The sequence below is a fragment of the Prolixibacteraceae bacterium genome (genome assembly GCA_019856515.1).
Lineage (GTDB): Bacteria > Bacteroidota > Bacteroidia > Bacteroidales > Prolixibacteraceae > Halosquirtibacter > Halosquirtibacter xylanolyticus.
In genome coordinates, this window is record CP082230.1 from 2,211,393 (window position 1) to 2,237,167 (window position 25,775).

General features: G+C 37.4%; 11 protein-coding genes. 5 read left to right on the forward strand and 6 right to left on the reverse strand.

What is annotated here, in order from left to right; translation table 11 throughout:
• Window positions 1-98 precede the first annotated feature (98 nt).
• Window positions 99-2,888, reverse strand: coding sequence for a right-handed parallel beta-helix repeat-containing protein (locus tag K5X82_07830; GenBank protein ID QZT38800.1), 2,790 nt, complete (start codon window positions 2,886-2,888; stop codon window positions 99-101).
• A gap of 1,044 nt (window positions 2,889-3,932) precedes the next feature.
• A complete protein-coding gene (locus K5X82_07835; protein ID QZT38801.1) occupies window positions 3,933-4,124 on the reverse strand; it encodes a hypothetical protein in 192 nt (63 codons plus the stop codon).
• Between the two features lie 849 nt (window positions 4,125-4,973).
• On the opposite strand from K5X82_07835, the gene K5X82_07840 reads away from it, so the two are divergent.
• From K5X82_07840 to K5X82_07860, 5 genes are all read left to right on the forward strand, one after another.
• Window positions 4,974-5,720 (forward strand): flavin reductase, encoded by a 747-nt coding sequence (locus tag K5X82_07840; protein ID QZT38802.1) that lies wholly within the window; start codon window positions 4,974-4,976, stop codon window positions 5,718-5,720.
• Between the two features lie 279 nt (window positions 5,721-5,999).
• A complete protein-coding gene (gene ppdK, locus K5X82_07845; GenBank protein ID QZT38803.1) occupies window positions 6,000-8,729 on the forward strand; it encodes a pyruvate, phosphate dikinase in 2,730 nt (909 codons plus the stop codon).
• Between the two features lie 679 nt (window positions 8,730-9,408).
• Window positions 9,409-16,152, forward strand: coding sequence for a T9SS type A sorting domain-containing protein (locus tag K5X82_07850; GenBank protein QZT38804.1), 6,744 nt, complete (start codon window positions 9,409-9,411; stop codon window positions 16,150-16,152).
• A 189-nt stretch (window positions 16,153-16,341) separates the two neighbouring features.
• Entirely contained in the window at window positions 16,342-17,337 is a 996-nt protein-coding gene (locus K5X82_07855; GenBank protein QZT38805.1) for a GntR family transcriptional regulator, read from the forward strand.
• A 47-nt stretch (window positions 17,338-17,384) separates the two neighbouring features.
• Entirely contained in the window at window positions 17,385-19,256 is a 1,872-nt protein-coding gene (locus K5X82_07860) for a sulfatase (GenBank protein ID QZT38806.1), read from the forward strand.
• Window positions 19,257-19,479: 223 nt separating this feature from the next.
• Here the strand turns inward: K5X82_07860 and K5X82_07865 are convergent, their stop codons facing one another.
• From K5X82_07865 to K5X82_07880, 4 genes are all read right to left on the reverse strand, one after another.
• The gene (locus tag K5X82_07865; GenBank protein ID QZT38807.1) at window positions 19,480-20,340 is read right to left on the reverse strand and encodes an endonuclease/exonuclease/phosphatase family protein; all 861 of its coding nucleotides are present in this window, start codon (window positions 20,338-20,340) and stop codon (window positions 19,480-19,482) included.
• Between the two features lie 185 nt (window positions 20,341-20,525).
• Window positions 20,526-22,574, reverse strand: coding sequence for a molecular chaperone HtpG (gene htpG, locus K5X82_07870; protein QZT38808.1), 2,049 nt, complete (start codon window positions 22,572-22,574; stop codon window positions 20,526-20,528).
• Window positions 22,575-22,759: 185 nt separating this feature from the next.
• On the reverse strand, window positions 22,760-24,142 hold the full coding sequence (locus K5X82_07875) for a phosphatase PAP2 family protein (GenBank protein QZT38809.1): 1,383 nt from the start codon (window positions 24,140-24,142) through the stop codon (window positions 22,760-22,762).
• Between the two features lie 99 nt (window positions 24,143-24,241).
• Window positions 24,242-25,735, reverse strand: coding sequence for a hypothetical protein (locus K5X82_07880; protein QZT38810.1), 1,494 nt, complete (start codon window positions 25,733-25,735; stop codon window positions 24,242-24,244).
• Window positions 25,736-25,775: the final 40 nt, after the last annotated feature.

Here is a 25,775-nt window from a genome sequence, read left to right on the forward strand (position 1 = left end):
TCTCTTTAATAGGGTTAGTTTTCGGTTTGAACGGATTGATTTGAATCGTTACTGCGAGTGTGTTTAGTACAGTATATCTTCATCGATTCCGTATATTTTTACTTTTTCAAGAAATGTTTTGTCACACTTGTTCCATCTTCATGTTTTAATCTCATGATATAGCTTCCCGAAGCCAAAGATGAGATATCGGCTCTTGTAAATGTGTCGATAATTTTACCTTCAGAAACCACCATTCCATGAGAAGAGATGATCTGGTATACCACACCTCTAGCTGGCACTTGAATATGGATAAAATCGTTTGCTGGGATAGGATATATTCTTACGGAATGATCTACAAGGGCATCATGAGCATCTGCTGATGTATCTTTTTCTAGAGACTCACGAATCACTTTGTTTTCATGAATATTTAGTGTGATTGTTTTTGTTTTATACCCGTCTTTGCTTAGGGATACAACATACTGATTGTCTTCAAGGTTGGTGATATTTCCTTTACCAAGTATATCGGTATAAGTAGATATGTTGGCCACTGTAACTTTCACTCCTTCTAACACATGGCCTGCATCCACCACTTCTGTTACTGTTACAGACAAAGCATTTTTCGCAATATTGGCATTTTCGCCTGCAGTAAAGCTCCACACTTCTCCTTTGACAATTTTACCATCCACTACACCATCAGCTCTCCAGTAGTAGGTTTGTCCTTTTACTAGATTTCTTGGATGATACATGTTGTTATCCACACGACCTTTGTATGAAGACGATGAAACATTTGCAGCAGCAACACTAGCCTGTGAGTTTCCAAAGTAGATATCCGTAACCGTGGATTTGTATCCTTTTAACCACATTAGGTCAACCGTTGTATGGTTTGTGTTTCCTTTGTCGGCAGGAATTGGAGTTGAAGTCTGCTTGAGTTGACGACCTGCAATCCAGTAGTTCTCGTCTCCCCACTCATATGCTCCGATATCTGGTTTGAATCCATTGAATGAGAACTTATACTTGGGGTTGATCTTCTTCAACTCCTCACTAACATCTAATCCAGTATCGAGAAAATCGCCATCTAAACGAGGTCTAAAATCAAAGTTATCCCAATCACACACCTGTGCTTTTACATCAGATACACCACCAGCGATAGCTCCATCCCAATTAGCTTTATGATCACCACCCCTGGCATCAATTCCACCATTCGAAGCGTTGTTTGCACTTTTAGAGTGTAGATGGATACCTGAAACCTCAGGCGTCAGTTTCGATTTATCAGCAAACCAAATTCGAGTAAGACTTAGATTATTATAAACAGTTTTCTCATCCCCTTTTAAGATCATAGAAAGATCTTCTTTAATATTAAAGGTCACATTGTTGCGAACCAATCCAGGCCCCTGTCCTCTTTCTAGTTTATCTCTTGCACCGTCTTGCATACGAATACTACGCTTGGTGTTGTTGTAGAACCAATTGTTTCTTACGTCATTGTTGATTCCACCTTTCATCATGTGAACCATCGCACCATCGTGTTGTAGTGGGTGTATATCATGAATTTTATTTAATTCAACAAGCGTGTTTGCATCGATCATTACCCCTTCTGAAGGACCTGTTCTGTATACTTCGTTTCTACGGAAGATGGCATTTGGACTTCTTTTGAACCATACAAACCCTGAATTTCCCAAATGATGTGCAGCAGAGTAGTCTAAGTCATGAAGAAGACAGTTCTCCATCTTACAGTGTTTACTCCAAAGGAATTTCGTTGCCAAACCATCAGTGTAAGCAATTTCACAATTAACTACTGAAGCATGATCACAACGATTGAAATAGATTCCATTTTCTTCGCCCATTTTTTTCAATGTACGTTGGTTGAAGCAAGGGTAATTGAAAGTACAGTTTTCGATCGTTACGTTAGGAGTCTTTAAAGCATAGACACCCGCAGAGAAGAAGTTAACCCCTTCGATCTTTACGTGTGAGGACTCTTTTATTGTTAATGCTGTGTTTATTGTACGTACAGAAACGTTTGTTGGAACACCACCATCAGGAGCCCAAAGATAAAGGTATTTGGTCGTTGGGTCGTAGTACCACTCTCCTGGTTGATCAATAAATTCATATTTAGAATCAAAGAAAAGGTAGTGATGAACAGGTTTTAAGGCAACATTCTGTATCCATTTATAGCTATTAGCATCATATTCGAAGAAATTGTCTCCTGTTTTATGGCTGGTAATCTCACGTGCATACGTAAAGAAATTACAGATATTTAGAACCCCCATGGCACCTTTGATATCGAATGGAAGATCCGAAAGTTGGTGTGCCGTTGCTGGATCGATATACTCAGTTCCTGTTCTTACAGATTTACCCCCAACCATTTCGGACTTAATAGAAGCCGTTTTTGGAACTCCCCTCGCCCAATTATCACGGTTCCATGCTTGATCGTCACTAAATAAACCGTTAGGCCAACGAGCCAACATAGTCCATTTACGATCAACAAAAATTTGCCATGTATCTTTAGTTAGCTTGATGCGATAGATTTCACCATCATGCTTTTCCCAAGCCCCGTCAGCTACTTGTTCCACTGGAACAGAACCATCGATGATCACTTCTTGGTTTTGGTAATTTTTAATGACCAAAGGTGCAGCTTCTGATGAAGTAATATTCTCGATTAAAAGCTCTTCATGATAGTTTCCTCCCATGATAAACAATGTATCACCACTGCCTACTTTGCTGTCTGCATTATTAATAGCATACTTGATTGTTTTGAAAGGGTTGGTTTTTGTTCCAGCTCCTGCAACATCATTTCCTGTTGGTGAGACATACTTTGTTGATTGTCCCTTTCCGATTGCTGGAATCAGCATTACGCAGAGGAAGAGGAGTAGAAAATAGGCTCTACAATTCAATTCTTTTGTGTTTAAACTCATAAGTTGTTCATTTTGTTACGCACAGATCTCTTATGCTACCCCCTTGATCAAGAATGATTGGTTACGATATCCTTATCCCTACATCTATCATAACGGCCCATGATACAGGAGTATTAATAGCACATAATTTGAGACCTGCCCATTATAATTCTATTGTTATTAATCGACCACAATATTTAACATCTAAATACAATTCAGTAATACAAATAGTACTTATCATAACACATTTGATTAATATTTGACACGATATGCACTCATTTTAATACTCTTATAATTATTGCAGTTTGAAGCAGAAAAAGGTTTATATTTTGTGGTATTTTTTTTAAGAAAAACCATCGTTACAAAGTCGTTACTATATTATATAACATAAGATTTATACATCAATACTGAATGTATATTTATTTATTATGAGTTTGGTCATTATGGATGACAAAAGCTTTTTTATAGACATCTCAACACACACACTTTAACTTAATATTTAAGTTATTACAACACCAATTCAAGACACATTTATGGCTCTCGATTAGTTCATGTTTTTTAGTGGATCATCCCCCATTCGAAAAAGAACGCCACAAAAAAAACTATATATTATATTCTTATTTAATAACAACTTTTCTTTTGGGCACCACAAAGTGCTCATTGAACAAAGACAGGTCATAGTACAGATAACAATACGATGAAAATAGCCGTGGCCAGAAGTGCTCTATTCACTCGTTCATAGTGATAGATTTTATGTTGAGAGACCACGGTATTCCCATTGATAGTATACGAAATAAGGCTATCTCTTTCGAAATAGCCTTGTCAATCTATGATACAGATCAATATTACCATACAAATAGTGTTATTCATAATCCCCTCATAACGCTATTTCATCGATCTATAAAGAGAAAACAACATCACTTATTTATCTCCAACACTACTACTGAATTCGGAGGGACAACTGCTTTGGTGCACATTTTCACTGCTTACTCTTTAAAAGAGACATTATGGCTACTCCTCCAATCTCATTAAAAGATGCCCCCATACCTTGTATGGTCTGCATCTCTATGTCAGGATATAGGTTAATCTTAATGGTTTCTCCTGAAATGTTTTTTGAGGGTACTCCTTTATAGGGTGAGCTGCAATTTCTTTTCCTTTCTCTAGCTGCACATAGAATACTCTTGTGCTCTTTTGGGCGTTAGCGTATAGCGTCACATGAAAAAGAATAAAGACAACTATTATTATTTTGTTTCTCATATTGTTGTTGCGGGTGTGTTATACCAATTTGAACTCTATAATATAGGATCTTTTGGGTATTGGGTTCGGTCGCTAAATCAATCATTTTAAAATCACCGTATATCCTGAGATATACGGTGACTACTTCTAAACTTAACTAAAAAAACCATATCCAATTAGCGAACACTAAAAGGACGACTCATGCAAGAAGAGCAATAAAACCCTTACAAGCACCAATAAAAACATATAATCTCAATCAACTAAAAGTTGAAATAAGTAAACCATTTAGATGGATGAGATAAACTTTCGTTTTGTTGTTACATTAAGTTATCTGCTCTAGCTTATGTGATTACTCCCACCATCGAGGTTTACTAAAACAATCTATAAAGCGATATAGAAATCTCTCTACTGCAAATGTATGATATAAAGAATCTAGGGATGTTCAGATATATATCGATTTTTAATAGATATATCACAAGCCAATATATTAACCTTAAAATAGATGATATTAGACTTTCACATATGTCTTATATTTCTGAGGTGCAGATAAGAAACAAGAACCTTAAACACTATATATCAATATGTTATTACCAAAACACACAATGCACATATTGAGACTCATTTCAATAAATGTACAATATCTGCTCATACTATTATATATACGAAATCATTGAATTGTATCCATAAATATGAGAAGCGTGTTCGATTATAGTAATAAACGTAAGATGAATAGTATCATTTTCATTGCTCGATGGAGGAGATTACAATAAGTTCCAATAATTCCAATAAAAAACGTGGATGAGGTGAACTTAACGATAGGGTTAATTGTTTTTATAATGATAGATCCACATTATTAAAATTTGCAGCCTTATGAGTTGGAAGAAGCTAAGTGCACTCCCCAAAGACCAAGAGAGCCAGATAGTAGAGGCTTATATGAAGCCCTCTTACGGTATATATATTGTTTCGTCGTCGTATGACACGAAGAAATCGGCCTATTTGGCTAATTGTGTTTTTCAAGTTTCGGCATATCCTCCACTATTTGCCGTTTGTAGTAACAAGGACAATGACACCACACGTCAGATAAAGGAGAGTCAGAGATTTGCTATTTCGGTGATGACAGAAGCATTGAGTCCAGAACAGATTACCACTTATGGTTATAATCATAGCGATGTGATTGATAAGTTTGACAAGGTGGAACATACCATCGAGAATGGTGTTCCTATTGTGACGGAGAACTGTTGTGCATGGTTTTTGTGTCATGTGGATAAAGCAATAGATATTGGAACACATATCATGTTTATCGGATCGATTGAAGACTATGCTCTTTCGAATACGGAAGTATCGCCACTGACTTATGATATGTATCAGAAGATGAAGCATGGTTTCTCACCTAAGAATTCACCGACCCATATTGATCCAGAGAAGAAGAAAAAGATGGAAGAGGCGGCAAAAGAGCAAGAGGAGAAAAAAGCTAGTGGCCGTAAGATGCGTTGTGAAGTGTGTGGGTATATCTATGACGAAGACGATCCAGAACACGAACACACCTTTGATGAGCTCAGTGGAGAGTGGGTGTGTCCAATTTGTAATGCCCCCAAAGAAGACTTTACAGAGATATAAACTATGATTAATAGTGCAAGAGGATTGAGATCCTCTTGCATTGTTGATAGGCAATAGTTGTCTTAAGATATGAAATATTTTCTAATATTTTGTAGCTAAAAAACATATAAAAACCTATTTAACAACACATTAAAAGAGAGCCTATTATTATTAAAGCATTGTAATTTTATAAAACTAAATAATCCAAGCGATCCAACTCAAAAGCCCAATGAGGAATAATTACTGGTGATAAGTGTGCGCGGTGGCTGAGCTGAGGGTCGTCTAAAAACCCTTTGAGTTATGAAAAAATTCTTTTATACATTCGGAAATGGAGAGGCTGAGGGCAAAGCCAGCATGCGAGACCTTTTAGGTGGAAAAGGTGCGAATCTCGCTGAAATGAACCGAATCGGAGTTCCTGTTCCACCAGGGGTAACGATCACAACAGATGTATGTACGCTTTTTACGGAGAGAGGCTCCGAAGAGACCATGCAGATGATTTGGAGTGATCTTGAGAAATCAATCCACCATATAGAACAACTAACACACACCATCTTTGGCGATAAAGAGAACCCTTGTCTTGTGTCAGTACGATCAGGCGCAAGAGTATCTATGCCAGGAATGATGGACACAATCCTTAACTTAGGATTAAATGATCAAGCCGTTGAAGGTCTTGCAAAGAAGACAGGAAACGAACGTTTTGCTTGGGATTCATACCGTCGATTCATACAAATGTATGGAGATGTGGTAATGGGATTAAAGCCTGAATCGAAAGAGGATATCGATCCTTTTGAAGAGATTATAGAGGCAAAGAAAGAGGAGAAACAAGTGTCGTGTGATAACGATCTTACGACAGACGACCTAAAGGCTTTGGTGACTGCTTTTAAAGAGGCTATTTATCAACGTTTAGGTGAACATTTCCCTACCGATCCATGGCAGCAACTTAAGGGTGCTATTGAGGCTGTATTTAAAAGTTGGATGAACGATAGAGCCATTCTTTATCGTCGTTTACATCAGTTCCCTGCTGAATGGGGTACAGCGGTAAATATCCAAGCGATGGTATTCGGTAATATGGGAGATAACTCTGCAACAGGGGTGGCATTTACTCGTGATGCAGCAACTGGAGAGAACCTGTTTAATGGAGAGTATTTGGTAAATGCTCAAGGAGAAGATGTGGTAGCAGGAACACGTACACCACAACAGATCACTAAGATTGGATCGCAACGTTGGGCAGAGTTACAAGAGGTTGACGAAGCAACACGTGCAAGCCAATACCCTTCGCTAGAAGAGGCTATGCCGAAGATTTACAATGAACTGGATGCTGTTCAACAGCGTTTGGAAGACCATTATTGTGATATGCAAGATTTAGAGTTTACTATTCAAGAGGGTAAACTGTGGATTCTTCAGACAAGAAATGGTAAGCGAACAGGACCAGCAATGGTGAAGATCGCATTGGATTTGATGGACGAAGGAAAGATCACAGAGAAAGAGGCTGTCATGTCCGTGGATCCAGCAAAACTAGATGAGCTGCTTCACCCTGTGTTTAAACAAGAGGCGGTGGCGAAAGCTGAACAAATAGGTAAAGGTCTACCAGCTTCACCAGGTGCTGCTACAGGTCAGGTGGTTTTCTTTGCTGATGAGGTTGCGAAATATGAGAAAGCGATCTTAGTACGTATAGAAACATCTCCAGAGGATTTAGAAGGGATGCATTTGGCACAAGGTATCTTGACTGCTAGAGGAGGTATGACATCGCATGCGGCTGTAGTGGCAAGAGGTATGGGGAAGTGTTGTATTTCGGGAGCAGGAGATATTCATATCAACTATAAGAATCGTAGCTTTAAAGCAGAAGGTTGTGAAATGAAAGAGGGAGAGTGGATCTCTATCGATGGATCGACTGGTTTAGTTTATAAAGGTATGGTGGCTACCAAGGCTCCTACTGTGGATGGCAATTTCGCTCGCTTAATGGCAATGTCAGATAAGTATTCGGAGATGAAGGTGAGAACCAATGCCGATAGCCCAAGGGATGCACAGATAGCAAGAGATTTTGGCGCACAAGGAATTGGATTATGTCGTACGGAGCATATGTTTTTTGATGGGGAGCGTATTAAGGTGATGCGTGAGATGATCTTAGCAAAAGATGTAGAGGGTCGCTGTAAGGCTCTCAATAAGTTGCTTCCTTTCCAGAGAGAGGATTTTGAAGGAATTCTTAAAGCCATGGAGGGGTATGGAGTGACTATCCGTCTACTGGACCCACCTCTACATGAGTTTGTTCCTCACCAAGAGGCACAGCAGAGAGAGCTTTCGGAAGAGTTAGGTATTACCATGGAAGAGATCCAGAATACAATACATAATTTGGAAGAGTTTAATCCGATGTTGGGACATAGAGGTTGCCGTTTGGGTAATACTTATCCTGAGATTACAGAGATGCAAGCGCGCGCAATTATTGAGGCTACCATTCAGCTGAAGAAGGAGGGAGTGGATGCTCGTCCTGAAATAATGGTACCTCTTATTGGTACGGTCAAGGAGCTTGAGATGCAGGTAGACATCATTCATGCTACTGCAAAGAAGGTGTTTGAAGAGAGTGGAATGGAGGTCGACTATCAGGTCGGTACGATGATTGAAATTCCTCGTGCGGCACTTACAGCTGATAAAGTGGCTGAAGTGGCTGATTTCTTCTCATTTGGAACGAACGACTTAACTCAGATGACTTTTGGGTATTCAAGAGATGATGTAAGTAAGTTCTTACCGATATATTTAGAGAAAGGTCTTTTGAAGAATGATCCTTTTGAAGTGCTTGATCAAGAAGGTGTAGGTCAATTGGTTCGTATGGGAACAGAGAAAGGACGCAGTACTAAACCAAACTTAAAGGTAGGTATTTGTGGAGAACATGGTGGAGAACCAAGTTCGGTGATGTTCTGTAACACAGTAGGAATGGACTATGTAAGTTGTTCACCTTATCGTGTCCCTATTGCAAGATTGGCTGCTGCACATGCTATGATTACACAAAAAAAAAGAGTAAACGAGACTAAGTAGCATAAAAACAAAGAGAGATACATTTTTCTTAAGAGCTATCATTTGCAAAAATGGTAGCTCTTTGTTTTGTACACCGCATAGACATATCTATTTTATATTCTTTTCATGAATATCACTTCCTCTGTTTTATTACTATAAAATCCACATCAACGTATTCACATCCCAACAATAAACTACCACACACTTTCAGATTAACATATTACCAATACCTTTATGTGATCATTTGACACATAGATCCTCATATTTCATCTCATATAACTCTTAATAATAGAGTATAAAATTCACTTATTTACACATAAAATATCAAACAAATATTATAATATATAGAGGCAACCATATATTATGTTAATTCATACAAGCCACAGATTATATACAAACCATCTATTTTATAACAGGAACCCCTCCCATTATCATTGCATTACAAGATATTTGCACTATGCAAACAACACTAACAATCGTTGATACACAATCACAATAGTTAACATATGCAATATTTGATATAAATACAATAATTAGCTTGCGTTCCTATTTTTAATAACATTTTGAAAGTTATTGACACGTTTTATTACGAAATTAGTATCTCTTTCCCCCAAGGATATACTTGCAATAAAATGTCAAGAGGTTGTTAAGAATGTTCACTAAAACTAATAGTTGAACGAATCAACTAAAATTGTAAATTATGCAAAAATGTCTATCATTTAAGAGGTTCATGCTTTTAATGCGAGCCTCATTGTTTGTTATTGGGTATTTTATCTACCCTATAACATCATTAGCTCAAAGTTATTCCCAATCTCACCCTGTCAATTTAACGAGATTAGAATCTCACAATGACTATGAGATTGTTTATAAAATGGAGCTATCAAGTCGTTTTTATGAATGCGGTAATTTAAAAAATCAACCATTACAAGCGTTCAATAGTAATTGGTATGAAGTAGGACCATTAGAAAATGGTTGGGGAGAAAGAACTGTAAGAGTAAAAGTATACCCTAATGGAGGGATATCTATTGGAGGTAAATACAAAGCCGATTACGGACATTGTGCGACATGGAGTATGAAATCCATCGGAATGAGAACAGCTCCGTTAAAAGAACCGTACAACTTTGCACTTCTATTTCAAAAGAGCAACAATACTATTTTAGTCAGGTGGAGTAATGCAACTGATGTTCCCACAGATAAGTACAAAATTAAAATAAAACGTACGGATCTTAATAGTGGGTCGACATCAACCATTGAACTTAATGGAGGTACTACAAGTTATACAGATTCAAGAGATATTAGACCATCTGCTCGTTATAAATATGAAGTCTGCACTCATTTTCCTGGAGGATATAGTCAAACGAATGGTACAAATGGAAATACAAGATTTAACAGTTGTCCTTCAAGTACTTCCTCATGGGTAAGTCAGGAAATAGTAGTGGAAGGTATGATCGATAATTTTGAAGTAGACACACGACGTACTTCAATGTCCTTAAAATGGGATGTAAATTACACATCAAATCATAATATAATACGACTTGAGTATAAGCCAGAAGGAGCCACAAGTTGGTCGCTTGTTGAAGAGCTATCTGCAACAACAGATCAATATGATTGGACTCCTACATTCAATATGGTCCCAGGAAATCCTTATGATCTCCGAATACGAGCGATGAATGACCTAACAGAGAAACAAGTACTAAGTTCAAGTGGCGTTATTAATCCCAATGGAGTATTGAGTGGTCACGTTAAGATTGCCGAAAGTGAAAAAGGGGTACCTGGAGTACCAGTCAAAATTATGACAGGTATACCTAATACTGTGAAATATAGGAAATATACTAACATTGGGAGTGTAAGTGGAGACCTCGTTGCTAAAGCGAGGACACTTGATGGTTTGACACCTTCATCAGAAGGAGTAATAACCTCTTTTAACTCAAGTATAATAGGTTCATCTGCACAAGGTGCAATACTGGAATCATGGTTATTGATAGAAGAAGAAGGGGAATATTACTTTGGTTTTGGATATATTGATGATGCCGCTGTATTAAAAATTGATGGAGTAGAGGTCACTGTGGGAACTATTTATACTGGATCCCCTACGAAGGTTATTCACTTAACTGCAGGGTTTCACCATATACAAGCAAACTATATCAACAAGATTGGCGATAAAGGACTTTCGGTAAGATATAAAGCGAAAGGTACAGCATCTTTCATTTATTTGCCAGGAGACAACTTATATAATTTAGATGTTGCTAAAGTTGTAGATACAGATAAAGAAGGGTATTTCTATGTTGATGAGGTCTATTATAACGAAGAAACTGAGTTTATTATTTCAACAGATAAAAAAGACTCAAATATTAGCCCCATTACAGTTACTAGGACTTTATCTATTGAAGACAATAAACAGGATGATATTTTATTTCAAGACTACTCATCTTTACCTGTGTATGGACGAGTTATGGTAGATGGGTGTCCTATAGAAGGAGCTTTTGTTGAATTTAATGGCGAGAAGACTGATACACAAACTAAAGCGGATGGATCTTTTGAATATATCATTCAGGCTCCTAATCCAAGTTTAAAGAATACCATTGGTATAAATTACAAGAACCACCAATTTGATCAAGTGATTGACCTAGATCTTGCTAAAGATACCAATAACGATGACAATCCATTTATTTTCCATGATCAGCAGACAGATGAGCTGACACTATCGGTTTTGAGTGGTTGTGAGAATCCTATTGCTGATGAAGTAGATGTACAGCTGTTAAGGGCAGATGCATTGGGAAATATATGTGGAGAACAAACTGTCACCATTGATAATAGTGGGACTGCTGTCTTTAATCTTCCTGCAACCTATTATAAAGCTAAAGTGGTAGATCTTAGGATCACTAATAGTGGTGCTACTCAATTAGATTTAGACAATTTCAATAGTGTAAAACAAAATATTATTGATTCGTTTAATGAAATTGACATTGATTTAACGCAACGCGATACAGTAAAAGTGCAGAGTGTAGATGTTATCAATGAGAAAACAGGTGAGACAAGAGTAAGAGAGGAGATCACTGATACGCTTGCTGTAAGAGCTGATTTTAGATATCGTCAAGAAATTGTTATGACTCTAGAATCGACAGCATGGGACACCCCAGCAGGTTCACACCAAGTTCAATTTGAAGGAGAGACCTTCAATGAAGATATCTTCACCATGGAGCAAGGGGAAGAATATAACGTAAAAGTAAAACTGAATGAGAAGTATGATTATTACCGTATCATGGCTCACCAGTGTGGTGTTGAAGAAGCGAAACTATTGGTTAATGATGTTATCTCAGACAAGCAACAAAAGGAATATACCATTTTAGATGGCACATATAATTACACCATAACAGCTGGGAACGCAAATATCAACGGACCATGGGATGAGCCTCATGGTTATCAAAAGAATGTTAGTCTTACAGCTATTATTAAAGACTATGAGGATGTTATCTCTACGGAAAAATGGAGTCTGATATTGGGAGAAAAAGTACTAGAACCGACATTCATTACAAATGAACTAGCATTACCTGAATTCATCCTCCATGACCCTCCTGGAGACGAAAGTTACGCCTTCATTCAAAAAGGGATGAGCCTTACTACTGGTACTGTATTTAAGGGTGCAAATCTTAACGGCATCGACAGTCATAACCTATTCCAATTCGCGATACCAACTCCAGTGATGAATATAGGTATTGGTGTTCAGGCCGATATTGCACACAAGGAAGGGTTCATCACTGAAAATGAAGATATCTATACTACGACCTTCAATGAATCTATCTCTACAACAAATGACCTAACAGGTACAGGGGAAGATGCAGACGTTATCATTGGTTCAGCCCTTAACTTTGTTTACTCTAAAAGTAAAAGACTTGGTTACGATGGCGTAAACGAGCCGACTACCGAAAATAGTTTTACTGTATCGCCAGGGTTCAAAACAAGATATATTCTTAGTGTATATCATGTGAAGACCAAAGTTATCCCGGCACTAGATGCAATGCTAGAGAACATTGCTCAGTTGAAAGAGAAAGTAAGTCAAAACCTAAGCATCACTGACCAAGAGAGTAAGTTAATTACTAACGAAGGGATATTCACTGCATCTAAAGCAAACTGGACAAAAGTGATATCTGACAATCAAAGACGTATCTTTGTTGGTGGAGAAGCATTAGGTGAAAATGAAAGTAGTATTTCGAATCTTACATTCAGTGGAGGGAACAACTACGACTATTCTAGAGATAAAAGTACTTCTACGACTAGGAATTCGGCATACCACTGGGAAGTTGAAACCAAAGTTGGTGCTCTATTCACAGGAGTAAACCCATTAATGGACCTTGCGAAAATAGAAGTCAATGCCCTATATGTCAATGATAGTTCAAAAGAAACCAATGAGCTAAACACCAAAGTAGAGAACCTTACAACAGGATTCCACCTTGGAGACAGTAGTGCTGGTGACTATTTCACGATCAATGTAACCGAAGATCCTAAATATAAGACCTATGTATTCCAAACGGTATCAGGTACGAGTAGCTGTCCAAACGAACCATTTACTCAAGCTAGAGACCGAATAAAAATGAGTGCACTTGGAGATGTTGCTCTTGCTAACCTTCCAGAAGGAAAGAGTGCTGTATACACTGTGAGGTTAAATAACGATAGCCAAAGTGAGGAGGGGCGTATTTATTCTATAAACGTACTAGAAGGTCAAGATTCAGGTGCGACAATAAAAGTTGGTGGAAAAAAAGTATTTGGATTGGCAAATACATATTCAATAGATATTCCTTTTGGGGAGACCAAAGATGTTACAGTAGAGGTTATTCCTGGACCAAACACAAGATCGTTAGATATTAAGTTGGTTGCAACACCGAACTGCATGACTGATGTTTACAAAACAGAAGATCTTCGCGCCTCTATTATGTCCGAACTAGGCAAATCAACCCCTGATGCTTCGAGTGTAGAACTTACAGCAAGTTGGGAGTCGAACTGTGATCCTATCTATATAGAATCTCCAGCAGACAATTGGATTGTGAACAGTTATGTGGACAATCAGATTCCAATTACATTGACGGGGTTTGATCCTAATTCACAGGAGATGAGCTATATTGAAATTGAATATAAGAAAGTTGGTGACAACAACTGGAGTAGTCTAAAGACCTATATGGGAGATGCCATTGGTGATTTCCCTAGAAAACACATCTCTGTAGATGTAAGCACATTAGATGGTGGTAATTATCTATTGAGGGCTGCGACTTATTGCAATGATCTAAAAATAAGAAACTACTCGAATGTGGTACCAGGCGTTATTGATCACAATGAGTTTGTGATTGTAGGGACAAATGTCGACAATGGATGGCTAAGAGATCCACTAATGGAGGTTACTTTCACGAAAGAGCTAGCTTCTGCACAATTCAAAGTGGAAAAACTAAGTTACGACAAATCTACCGTTATCAACACATCGTATGAAGATGCTGATATCATTCAAAATAGAGCTTATTTAACGATTCCAAATGCTGATCAATATGAAGGGTTTTCATACAGAATAACAGCTCAATCAGGAAATATCTCTGATATAAATGGACACCTACTAACGGATGATAAAAGCTTTGACATTACACTTGACAGATCTCTTGTTAGGTGGAAAGAAAATAGTCTCGTTGCAATTATCATTAAAAATGAACAGGCAAGTCTAACTCCAGTCTTAATTAATAATAGTTCAGAAAGTGCATCGTTTAAGGTTATTGCAAACTCCTTGAGTAAATATATTACACCAATTATTTCAGAAGGTGTTGTAGGTGCCAATGGAAATTTCCCTATTCAATTTGATATTGATAGCAACATCCCATCAGGGATTCTTACAGGTATCATTACAGTACAAATTGATGAGAATGACAAGAGCTATAATAAAAGTATCGACTTACGTTTAATCGTAAAATCAGATAGACCAGAGATGGTTACTGCTGAATCTAAAGCGTATCAGATGCACATCTTTTCACAGTTTACTCCGTCGAATACAGCAAATATACCTCTATCAGAGGATGAACGAGACTATGTTACAGCTTATATAGATGGACAGGTAGTTGGAAGCTCTTCATTATACTATGATACGAATGCTAATGAATACTGTTCTTATATCACCGTAGAGTCTGATGTACAGAACGGAGGCACAATAACATTCCAAATGTGGGACGATTCCGAAGGTATAATGTACACCGCGAAGGAGACTGAAACATTTAATGACAATAGTTTACTAGGAAGCGCGGATACCCCTATCGTTTTACATGCAGACCAAGCAATCCAATATATTAGATTGTATAGTGGATGGAACTTTGTATCGTTTAATGTTACTCCATCGAATCTTCAATTGCCTTATGTTTTAGGTGATATCACACAAGATGGAGCACAAATTAAACATATCAATGATGGTTTTAGTACTTATAGTGCAGACCTGGATTCATGGTCTGGACAAGTATACACAATAAGTCCAGATAAGGCTTATAAGATATATGTTCCTAACAATGATATTATTCAAGTTCAGGGAGCTATAAATAATGAATCGTATGCTTTGTCAACATCATCATATGATAACACTCTATTTAACTGGGTGGCAGTACATAAAGTTAATAGTATGAGTATTGAAGATGCTATTAACAAAAGTCCTTTATTAGGTGGTGTGGTTATTAGACATGAAGATGATTTTTCGTCTTTAAGAACGGACAAATCATCTTGGAGAGGTAGTGTAACGATGATTGAACCAGGAAAAGGATACGAGATATATGACTCTAATTTACTTGATGAAACCATTGCAATGACCAAGTCTGCATCTATTACATCTGAAGAAGTTATCCAATCTAATGTTAGAAATACGATGACAGTTGTGGGGCAAAGTTATCTAAATGGGAAATTACTTAACTCAGATGATTATATTGTGGATGCAATAATAGATGGAAAAATTATTGGGCGTAACTTCTTTGACATCAAAGACGAATTGACTAGTAAGTACCAGTTCTATATGCTAAAGGCTGATGACAATCAAGTTAGTAATGTTATCTTTGAACTAACGGATCAAATCACAGGAAAGACATATCTTTCAGAACAGACCATTTCTTATGAAAATGACAAAGTTGTTGGGTCATTGACTAATCCGTTAAAAATAGAATTCGGTCAGAATAACACAGCTAAAGGTCAGGTTCTAAGCATCTACCCGAATCCGGTAAAGCAAGGTGATATATGCAATGCACATTTAAACTTTGATGTAGAACCATCAATGATTTTACAGATTTCAACGATGGATGGTAAGATAATAAGTCAACAACAAATTACCAGCAATCGATTTGTTATAAACACGAATGATTTAAATGTAGGTATTTACAATATCACAATAATGAAATCTTCGCAAGTTATAGACAAAAGCAAATTAATTATACACTAAAACGAAACAATTAATGTTGTTTGGGAGGGCATAATCATTATGCCCTCTTTTTTGTTGTATATACGTTGAAATACACTGTTACACAACTATATTATTTATTTCTGGGTCTTCAAAATATCGACAAGATAATCTGTTCTTATTGAAGATTATTCTAAATTTGCATTAATCCATAAATAAAATGAGATAACAATGAGTGATTTTAATTTTACATTAGACCCCAATTCTACAATCTTAAGATACAAACAACTGGTTCATGCTGTTGCGTCTGCCATCCAATCAGGAGAGTTAAAAGCGGGAGATGCTCTGCCATCGGTGAATAGCATTATTAAGAGTTCTTCGTTGTCTAGAGATACGGTTTTTAAGGCTTATGCAGAGTTAAAAGATCGAGGTGTAATCGAGTCGATTCCGAATAAAGGCTATTTTGTAGCAAAAGAGCAAAAGCGTGTATTTCTATTTTTGGATACATTTAAAGCATATAAAGAGGTGCTTTATGGTGCGATTATTAAGTCTCTACCAAGTGACTATATTGTCGATGTTCATTTTCATCACTATAATATTGATACTTTTGAAACTATCATCTCGAATGCAGCAGGTCAATATAGTAAATATGTGATTATGAATTTTGACCATCCGAGTGTAAGGACTATAACCTCTCAGTTGGATTCGAACAAGTTAACGTTCATTGATTGGGATACACAAACAGGTCATACAAGTAATGTTTTGAATCAAGATTTTGGGGTATCTGCATCTCAATGTATGCAGGAGATTAAACACCTATTTGCAAAATATAAGGCCATTCATTGTATCTATCCTAGCTATACCTACCACCCATATGAGACTGTTAATCATATTAAGCTCTTCTGCAACCAACATGGTTTACATTTTGAAGAGACCAATGATATGCACCAGTTTAAATTAGAAGCAAATACGGCTTATATTGTTTTTGAAGATATCGATCTGGCTACATTATTATCGATTGCTAAAGAGAAGAAATTTGTTTTAGGAGAAGATGTAGGAGTCGTATCCTATAACGAAACCCCCATGAAACAATTTATTGGCAACGGCATCACTGTGATTAGTACTGATTTCGAAAAAATGGGTACTGTCGCGGCTAGTTATATCGTCAACGATGTTAAAGGGCGCACAACGATTCCAACCACCGTTCATATACGAGAATCTCTCTAATTACGAGATTCTCTACCAATTGAAAAACCTATAATACGACTAAATCAATGAGACATTTTAAACAGATCAAGGCCTCTGTAATGATTATTACAGGTGTGATGACTCTTTTTTCTTGTACATCTAAGAAAAAAGACAATAAGAAGGAACAACCTAATATACTCTGGATTACGAGTGAGGATAATAGCGCTTATTTAGGCTGTTATGGGGATAAGAATGCAACGACTCCTAACTTAGATCGTTTGGCGTCAAAGGGTGTTATTTTTAATAATGCTTTTGCTAATGCTCCTGTGTGTGCACCTGCACGTAATACAATCATTACGGGAATGTACTCGACTTCAATGGGGACGGAACATATGAGAAGTAACCATCCCATGCCTCTTTTCGTGAAAGGGTTCCCTATCTACCTTCGTAAGGAGGGGTACTACTGCACTAATAATAAGAAAGAAGATTATAACACCTCGAATGAACTAAGAGTGTGGAATGATTCGTCACCTAAAGCATCCTATCGTAATAGAGCAAAAGGACAACCTTTCTTTCATATAAAGAATTTGGTGGTTAGCCATGAGAGTTGTATTCACGACTCAATACCTATGGAGAAACTACAACATGATCCTAAGAAGATGGTGGTCCCACCATATCATCCAGACACCAAAGCTGTTCGTCATGACTGGGCCCAATTCTATGATAAGATCACCGAGATGGATAGACAGGTCGGCGAGATATTGGCTGAACTAGAGAAAGATGGAGAAGCAGATAATACCATAGTAATATACTATTCGGACCACGGAGGTGTGTTGCCACGTTCAAAACGTTTCTTGTATGAGACAGGAACAAAGGTGCCAATGATTGCCTATTTCCCTCCAAAGTATGCACATCTAAACCCCTGGGGTGTTGGAAAACATACGGATAGATTAGTGAGTTTTGTGGATCTAGCACCAACAATGCTCTCTTTATGTGGCGTTAAGATCCCTAATTATATGCAAGGGAAAGCGTTTATGGGAAAGGGTGCTTTAAAACCCAAAACGTATGTTCATATGTATCGAGGACGTATGGATGAGAAGTATGACTTAGTTCGTGCTGTGAGAGATAAGAGATATCGTTACATTCGTAATTTTATGCCATACAAAATTTCTGGACAACACTTAAACTATCTATGGAAGGCACCATCGACACGCTCTTGGGAGAGAGAATATTTGGCTGGAAGATGTAACAAAGTACAATCTGCCTTCTGGGAACCTCGTCCAATAGAAGAGCTTTATGATGTGGAGAGAGACCCTTGGGAAGTAGACAATTTGGCTGATAACCCACAATATCAAGAGGTGCTTAAGCGTATGAGAAAAGTGAATCACGAATGGATGATCAGAACCCATGATACTGGATTTATACCTGAAGGGGAGTTGATGTCTTATAATGAAAATTGTGATGGTTATGATTATGTTCGAAATATAAAGAATAAGGAAATTATTACGGCAGCAGAAAAGGCGATGACCCCTAATGTCAGAAATGATAAATTACTAAGAATGTTTAATGCGAGTAATCCTTCAATAAGATACTGGGGATTAAACGGAATGATATTTAACAAACGAGATGACAAGAAGATTACCACAAAGGCTTTGACTTTACTAAAAGATCCAAGCTTTGATGTAAAGGTAGCAGCGATTGAGGCTCTCTACCCTCTTGGTTATGAAAAAGAGAGTATGGATGCATTGATACATCTTTTTGATATCGATGGCAATCAATATCAGTTTTGTCATCTATTCAACACTATTCTTGCACTAAATCTTGACACACCTACTTTGCGTAAAAAGGTTATGGGGTACTATCAGGACAAGAGTCGTATTTCAGATAATCCCAAGATAGCATATGATCTAAGATCGGCAGCACAGACGCTTTTTGATCAGTGGGGGATGAAACGGTAATATTGTATATAGATTCACTGCTAAAAACAAAGGGGTACCATATCGGCACCCCTTTGTTATGTCTTTATTATTCCAATTAAAGATCTATTTTACATCATCACACCTCACCTACAACGACCTGAAACATATTATCATATGAAAATAACACCTCTATTTTTGTGTATAATTTCAATATGACATAGTCATGATACGCTATAGTTCAATCCAAATATAATATGACTATTTAGTAACGTAAATCAATAACTACGGGCAGATGATCTGAATAGTAGTGAAGATCTTTGGAATCTGATAGAACTGCATAGTGTTCGACTTCTAATCCTTCTTTGACAAAAATATAGTCGATACGGCTATCCAGAGGATGATTGAAATCGAAACGATTAAAAGTCCCATTAGGGCCATATGGCTTAGTATAAGAGACTTTCTTTGCATCGTCATACTTCTTTGACAAATATTGTATTGCGTTCGCCTGAGGCTCCATATTAAAGTCCCCTGTAAGCACGTAGCTATATTTACCTTGTTCGGTAAGTTCTCTGATTTTGCTTACAATTAGTTTCGCCGATTCACTCTGTGCTTTTTTACCTACATGATCGAAATGTGTATTGAAAACAACAAGAAGCTTTCGTGTCATCTTATCACGGAGTTTTACCCATGTACAGATACGAATACAAGCAGCATCCCATCCTATAGATGCTTTATTCGATGTGGCAGACAACCAAAAGTGTCCATCCTCCACCCGGCTATATTTGTCTTTATCGTAGAAGATACCAGCATATTCGCCATTCTCTTGACCGTCATCACGCCCAACCCCAACAAAACCGTAGTGATCAAGCCCAGACTTAAGATCTTTTACTTGACTGTTTAGTGCTTCTTGCACACAAAGTATTTGTGGATCATGGTATTTTATAAGGGCTAATATACCGTCTTTGCGGTGGCTCCACGACTGTTCTCCATCGTTAGGGTTATCGTAGCGAATATTATAGGTCATAATACGACTACTTGTTTTAATTATGTTTGCCTTTGCTTTAGGTATAAAAAAAGTGACACCCAGCAAAGCTAACATGAAGGAAGCGATTCTTACTTTCATAATTATAATGATTAATGTATGTTTTCCAAGGGACTGGAAGAATGTAACGAATCTACAGAATAAAATGGAGAGTTAGAAGCCGAAGAAAGTGACCAAGGGGTAAAAAAGATAAAAAAAACAAAAAAGGGAGAGACATAGCCTCCCCCCTTTATTATACCTCTTAAATAGAAATCTTATATCGAAGCTTACTTAATCATTCGTACACTTCGTTGAACAAATTCATTAAGTGCTTTTCCTTTTAACATGTTGTTCGCTAGAAGTGCTAAGTCAACAAGTTGTTTAGCTAGAGCAGAGTCTTTACCGAACGATTGAAGCTTAATACGACGATCTTGTTCTAACTTAGATAGATCGTTGTTTAATTCCGTCATTTGGTCTTTCTCTTCTTGAGATACTTCCTCCTCTTTCTTACCTTCTTTCAGCTTATTAAGACTCTCTACCTCTGATTTTTTACTCTGTATCTCAGCAGCAAATCTCTCTAGATCAGCCCCTAGTATACTATCTTTTTGTTCGAACACCTGCTTCACTAACGGGTGAGCAATATTTACAACAAGATTATAACGATCAGTCATATCACCATACATATTCATGCCTGGCTGCATAGATGACATATCTTTCATACGACGCATAAACTCATTTTGTGTGATAACCATCGGTTGAGCATCTTCCCCTAGATCTTCAAAATCGATCATAAAGTCACCTTGTTCTGATGGAGTAACCACTTCAAAGATAGGGCTTAATTCACCTTTCTCCTCAGCCGTAAGCTCTTGCTTATTTTCATTCTCTTTCTCGATGAGTTTATCAGCTACATTCGAATCAACACGAACAAATCGTTTTTCAGGAAACTTCTGCTCTAATTTGTTCAACATATGTGTAGCTAACATATCGTCCATCAACAATACATCATATCCTTTGGCTTTGGCAGCTTCAATGAATGAGTATTGCTCTGTTTGATCTGTAGCATACAGGTAAACCATCTTATTATCCTTATCTGTTTGGTTCTCTTTGATGATATTCTCATACTCTTCCCATGTGAATGCTTTTCCATCCGTATTCTTTAACAAATAGAATTTCATTGCTCTATCATAGAACTTCTCTTCACTCAACATTCCATACTCAATGAAAATCTTCAAATCATCCCATTTCGCTTCGAAGTCTTCTCTTTGGTTCTTGAAGATTTCATGTAAACGATCTGCTACTTTCTTAGTAATATGACTAGAAATCTTCTTTACATTAGAGTCACTCTGAAGGTAAGAACGTGATACGTTCAATGGAATATCTGGAGAATCAATCACCCCATGAAGTAGAGTCAAGAACTCTGGAACAATTCCTTCAACATGGTCTGTAACGAATACTTGGTTACAGTACAACTGAATCTTATTCTTTTGAATCTCTACGTTATTTTTTAAACGTGGGAAATAAAGAACACCTGTTAAATTAAATGGGTAGTCTACATTCAAATGGATATGGAACATTGGATCCTCCCCCATTGGATATAGCTGACGATAAAACTTGGTATAGTCCTCTTCTTTTAGGTCGGCAGGTTTCTTTGTCCAAGCAGGATGTGTGTCATTAATGACATTCTCTTCTCCAGTAGACTCCTCTTTACCATCTTTCCACTCTTTCTTCTCTCCAAAAACAATCTCTATTGGAAGGAATTTACAATATTTATCAAGTAGGTTCTGTATACGTGCCTCTTCTAAGAACTCTTTCGACTCTTCGTTGATATGCATCACGACATCCGTACCTACACCAGCTCTCGTTGTATCTTCTATAGTATACTCAGGAGATCCAGAACAGCTCCATTTAGCTGCAGTTGAACCCTCTTTGTGAGAAAGAGAAATTACATCTACTTTCGATGAAACCATAAAAGATGAATAGAAACCTAATCCAAAGTGTCCAATAATTGCATTGGCATCATCTTTATATTTTTCTAAGAACTCGGTTGCTCCAGAGAAAGCGATCTGATTAAGATACTTATCCATCTCCTCGGAAGTAAGTCCAATACCATTATCTGAAATAGTCAATGTCTGTGCCTCTTTGTCGATAGACACACGAACTTTAAGATTTTCTGTATTTCCATTATACTGTCCAACAGAAGCCAATGTTTTTAGTTTCTGTGTAGCATCCACAGCATTGGATACAATCTCTCTTAAAAAGATATCATGATCCGAGTATAAGAACTTCTTAATAATCGGGAATAAATTCTCGCTAGTAACTCCAATTTTTCCTTGCATAGTGCGAATAATATATAGTTATACGATTTTTTCTATTAAAAACTCTGCATAGGGTCAAATCAAATGTTGTGCCAAAAATGAAACACGACATTTTAGACGTAAAAAAGTGCCAAAACATACATTGTCTCATCAGACAATGACATATTGACACTTTTATATATTTATGTTGATAGACTAAACTGCCATTACCACAAATAACCTGTCAGAGATAAACCAACACTCCACTGTTGCCAGTTAAAATCTCCTATCTCATCAGGGTCATCTACTGGATGATTATATTCCATTGAAAAAGTGGGTTGCGCAATCGCATAACGTCCGTATGCTCCAATACCAAAATTTGAACCAAGCATCCGGTGTATAGCAAACGAAGTACTGCATGTAAATGATGACTTAGGAGTCCAAGTAACAGTTAACGGTACTCCATTTACAGATGCATCTGGATCAAGTGAAGTAATCTTGTTCTTGGCTCCCAACCAATATCCTCCAAGTAAATCGGCATCTACACGCCAATAATTCCCTACCATAGTACTATATGCAGGTCCAATCAAAGCAGAAGCACTACCCATTAAACCAGGACTAGCATTAAGCAAATCCTTCCTTGCATGTGTCCAGAATGATGTTGCATTGATCTCTCCTCCAATACCCCAGTGTGGGGTAATAAAGTAGCCCGCCTTCATTCCAAATTCAACACCATGACTAGCATGTATTTCAGGAGAATATTGATCACTAAGATCTCCAAGAGGCATCGTTCGACCAATATATATCCTCGTAAAATGAGGCTTATCGGTTCTATAACGTGTCGTCTTACGGTTCTCTATAGAACGTGTTCCTTTGTCCCCCATCATACATTGTGTAAGCGCATATCCAGCTTCAGTACTCAAGATACCAATACCAGCTCCAAACATCACATCAGACACCCAATGTTTATTATTCAACACACGGTATATCCCTGTAGCACCAGCCAAAGCAAATCCCACCATACTATAAATAGGACTTCGATATACTCCATACTCTTTATGAAGGAATGTCGCCATAGTAAAAGCCATAGCAGTATGTCCTGATGGAAAAGAGTTGTTTGCTGACCCATCTGGGCGTGGTTCAGCTACAGAATATTTCAATATATTCACTGTAGCCCCCATGATCACTAAACTCATCCCTAATGATAATGATGCCCTACTTACCGTGTGGTGTCCCTTAACTCCGACAGCATTCAGTCCATATACCAAAACACCTGGTACATACTGCATGTAATCATCAATATGGTACGAATATCCATTCAAATATGTATCGCGCATCGTCTTTACCTGATTACGTTGCGTCCACATATACCCTCCCATAGCCATCAGAGTGACAGGGATAACAATCTTATTATTTAAAAATTGGGGACAACAATTATCTACGCTATAAGTTAGCGAATCTCGTCCATGTTTCACTGCTCCCCAATTGAACACAGATGGATACTCCTTTCTCGCCTTTTTAGCCATTGCCGGTGGTCCACTTATTACCGAAATAATAAGTCCAACAATAACCAAAAAATCTCTTAATCTTTTTAAGCCTTTTTGGTTCATTTTAATAAGTGAAAGATAAACTACGTTAATACTTCACTTATAACGACATAAACCATTATTTATGTTAATATAGTTTTAAACTTAAACATCTTTAACATATTACTTTAATTCACTTATCGTAACACTATCTGGAGCACGGTAGATTCGGACTGTACCATAGTACAACGACCTTGAATCATTGCCTGCTTCATCTTGAACCTTTAAATAGATACGATAGTTATTCCAATTTGCATCCACAGTCCAATTAGATGCATTAATATTTGTCCAGTTCTTTATTATCAAATAATCTAAAGACTGTAATTGAATCCAATATGTCAGACGATTAGAAGTGGTAAAGTTATCTCTAGCATACTGAAGCATTCTTTGAAGATTCAAAGGAGTTGAGGGAACTTCAGTATCACATTTATCGAAGACTTTGAAATTGTGTGTTGTCTTTAATTGCACATCAGGCTTTATTCGATCTCTTATATTGAAAGTTAAAGTGGCATTTCTTTCAAATCTTGCACCATTAGACAGGATACGAGTAAGCGTAACGCTCTTTCTTACCGTTCCACACTCATTAGCATTGAAGTGGATCACATCCGGAGATGCCTCAATATTCTCACAATCGCCATAAGTCTGACGATTAGATGTAATCCAACGAACATCCAAACCCGTTTTATTAACCATATCATAGCTTAATGCCGGCAAATCAATATTAGGCGTCAAATTATCTCTTGAATAATCATGATTCCTCAAACGACCTTTAGCATCAACAGATTGTGATCCTCGTCCAGGCATACCGTCATTATCAGGATCGGGATAGCCAGCCTCAATTACATCATTACATCCATCATTATCTGAATCATTATCTAATCGATCAGGCAATCCATCCTTATCTGTATCACATTCACGAAAGAAACCTACACCGTCAATAAAGTTACCAACCGTATTATCTCTACCTGCAGTACTTATCGACTCAAAACCTAATTGGATATTTGAAACACCTTTAGGAACCTGATATGTTCCCTCATACAAACTCCATCCATTTTTTCCAGTAGAGACACTTCTCTGTATTGCAGAAGACGGCAAGCGTCCTTTTGTTGGTCGATTAGGATTTGACTCTGGATATATATAGATATTCATCCAATCTATCCCCGAACGCCCTCTATGTGCCACTTTCCATGTTAGTAACTCTCCCGGACGAACAGCAAAGACTTGAAAAAGTCTAGAACTTTGATTTGCATTTAACTCAACAAAAGTCTCTCCGTCATACGAAGGAACTCCCGTAAAACCATTGTCCCAAACCTCTATCATATGGTCACTAGCAGTAGTCTGCCATTGATACAAGGCAATATTTTCTCTTATCGCTCTCCAATTATTATTAGGAACAACACCACGATAATTCTCGAAATCTCCATTTCTGAAGGTTTCTAAACCACACATATCCTCAAATTCATCAAGAATACCGTCGTTATCATCGTCTAAGTCAATGGAGTTAATAACTCCGTCATTATCGTAATCCTGTGATCCGGCCACCTGTGCCAATACAACAGAAGTACAACAAAGAATGTAAAATGTAAAGAGTAGTGAGATAGTAGTTGTACGATTCATCGTATAAATATTTTATGTACGACATTATTGCACAAAAGTA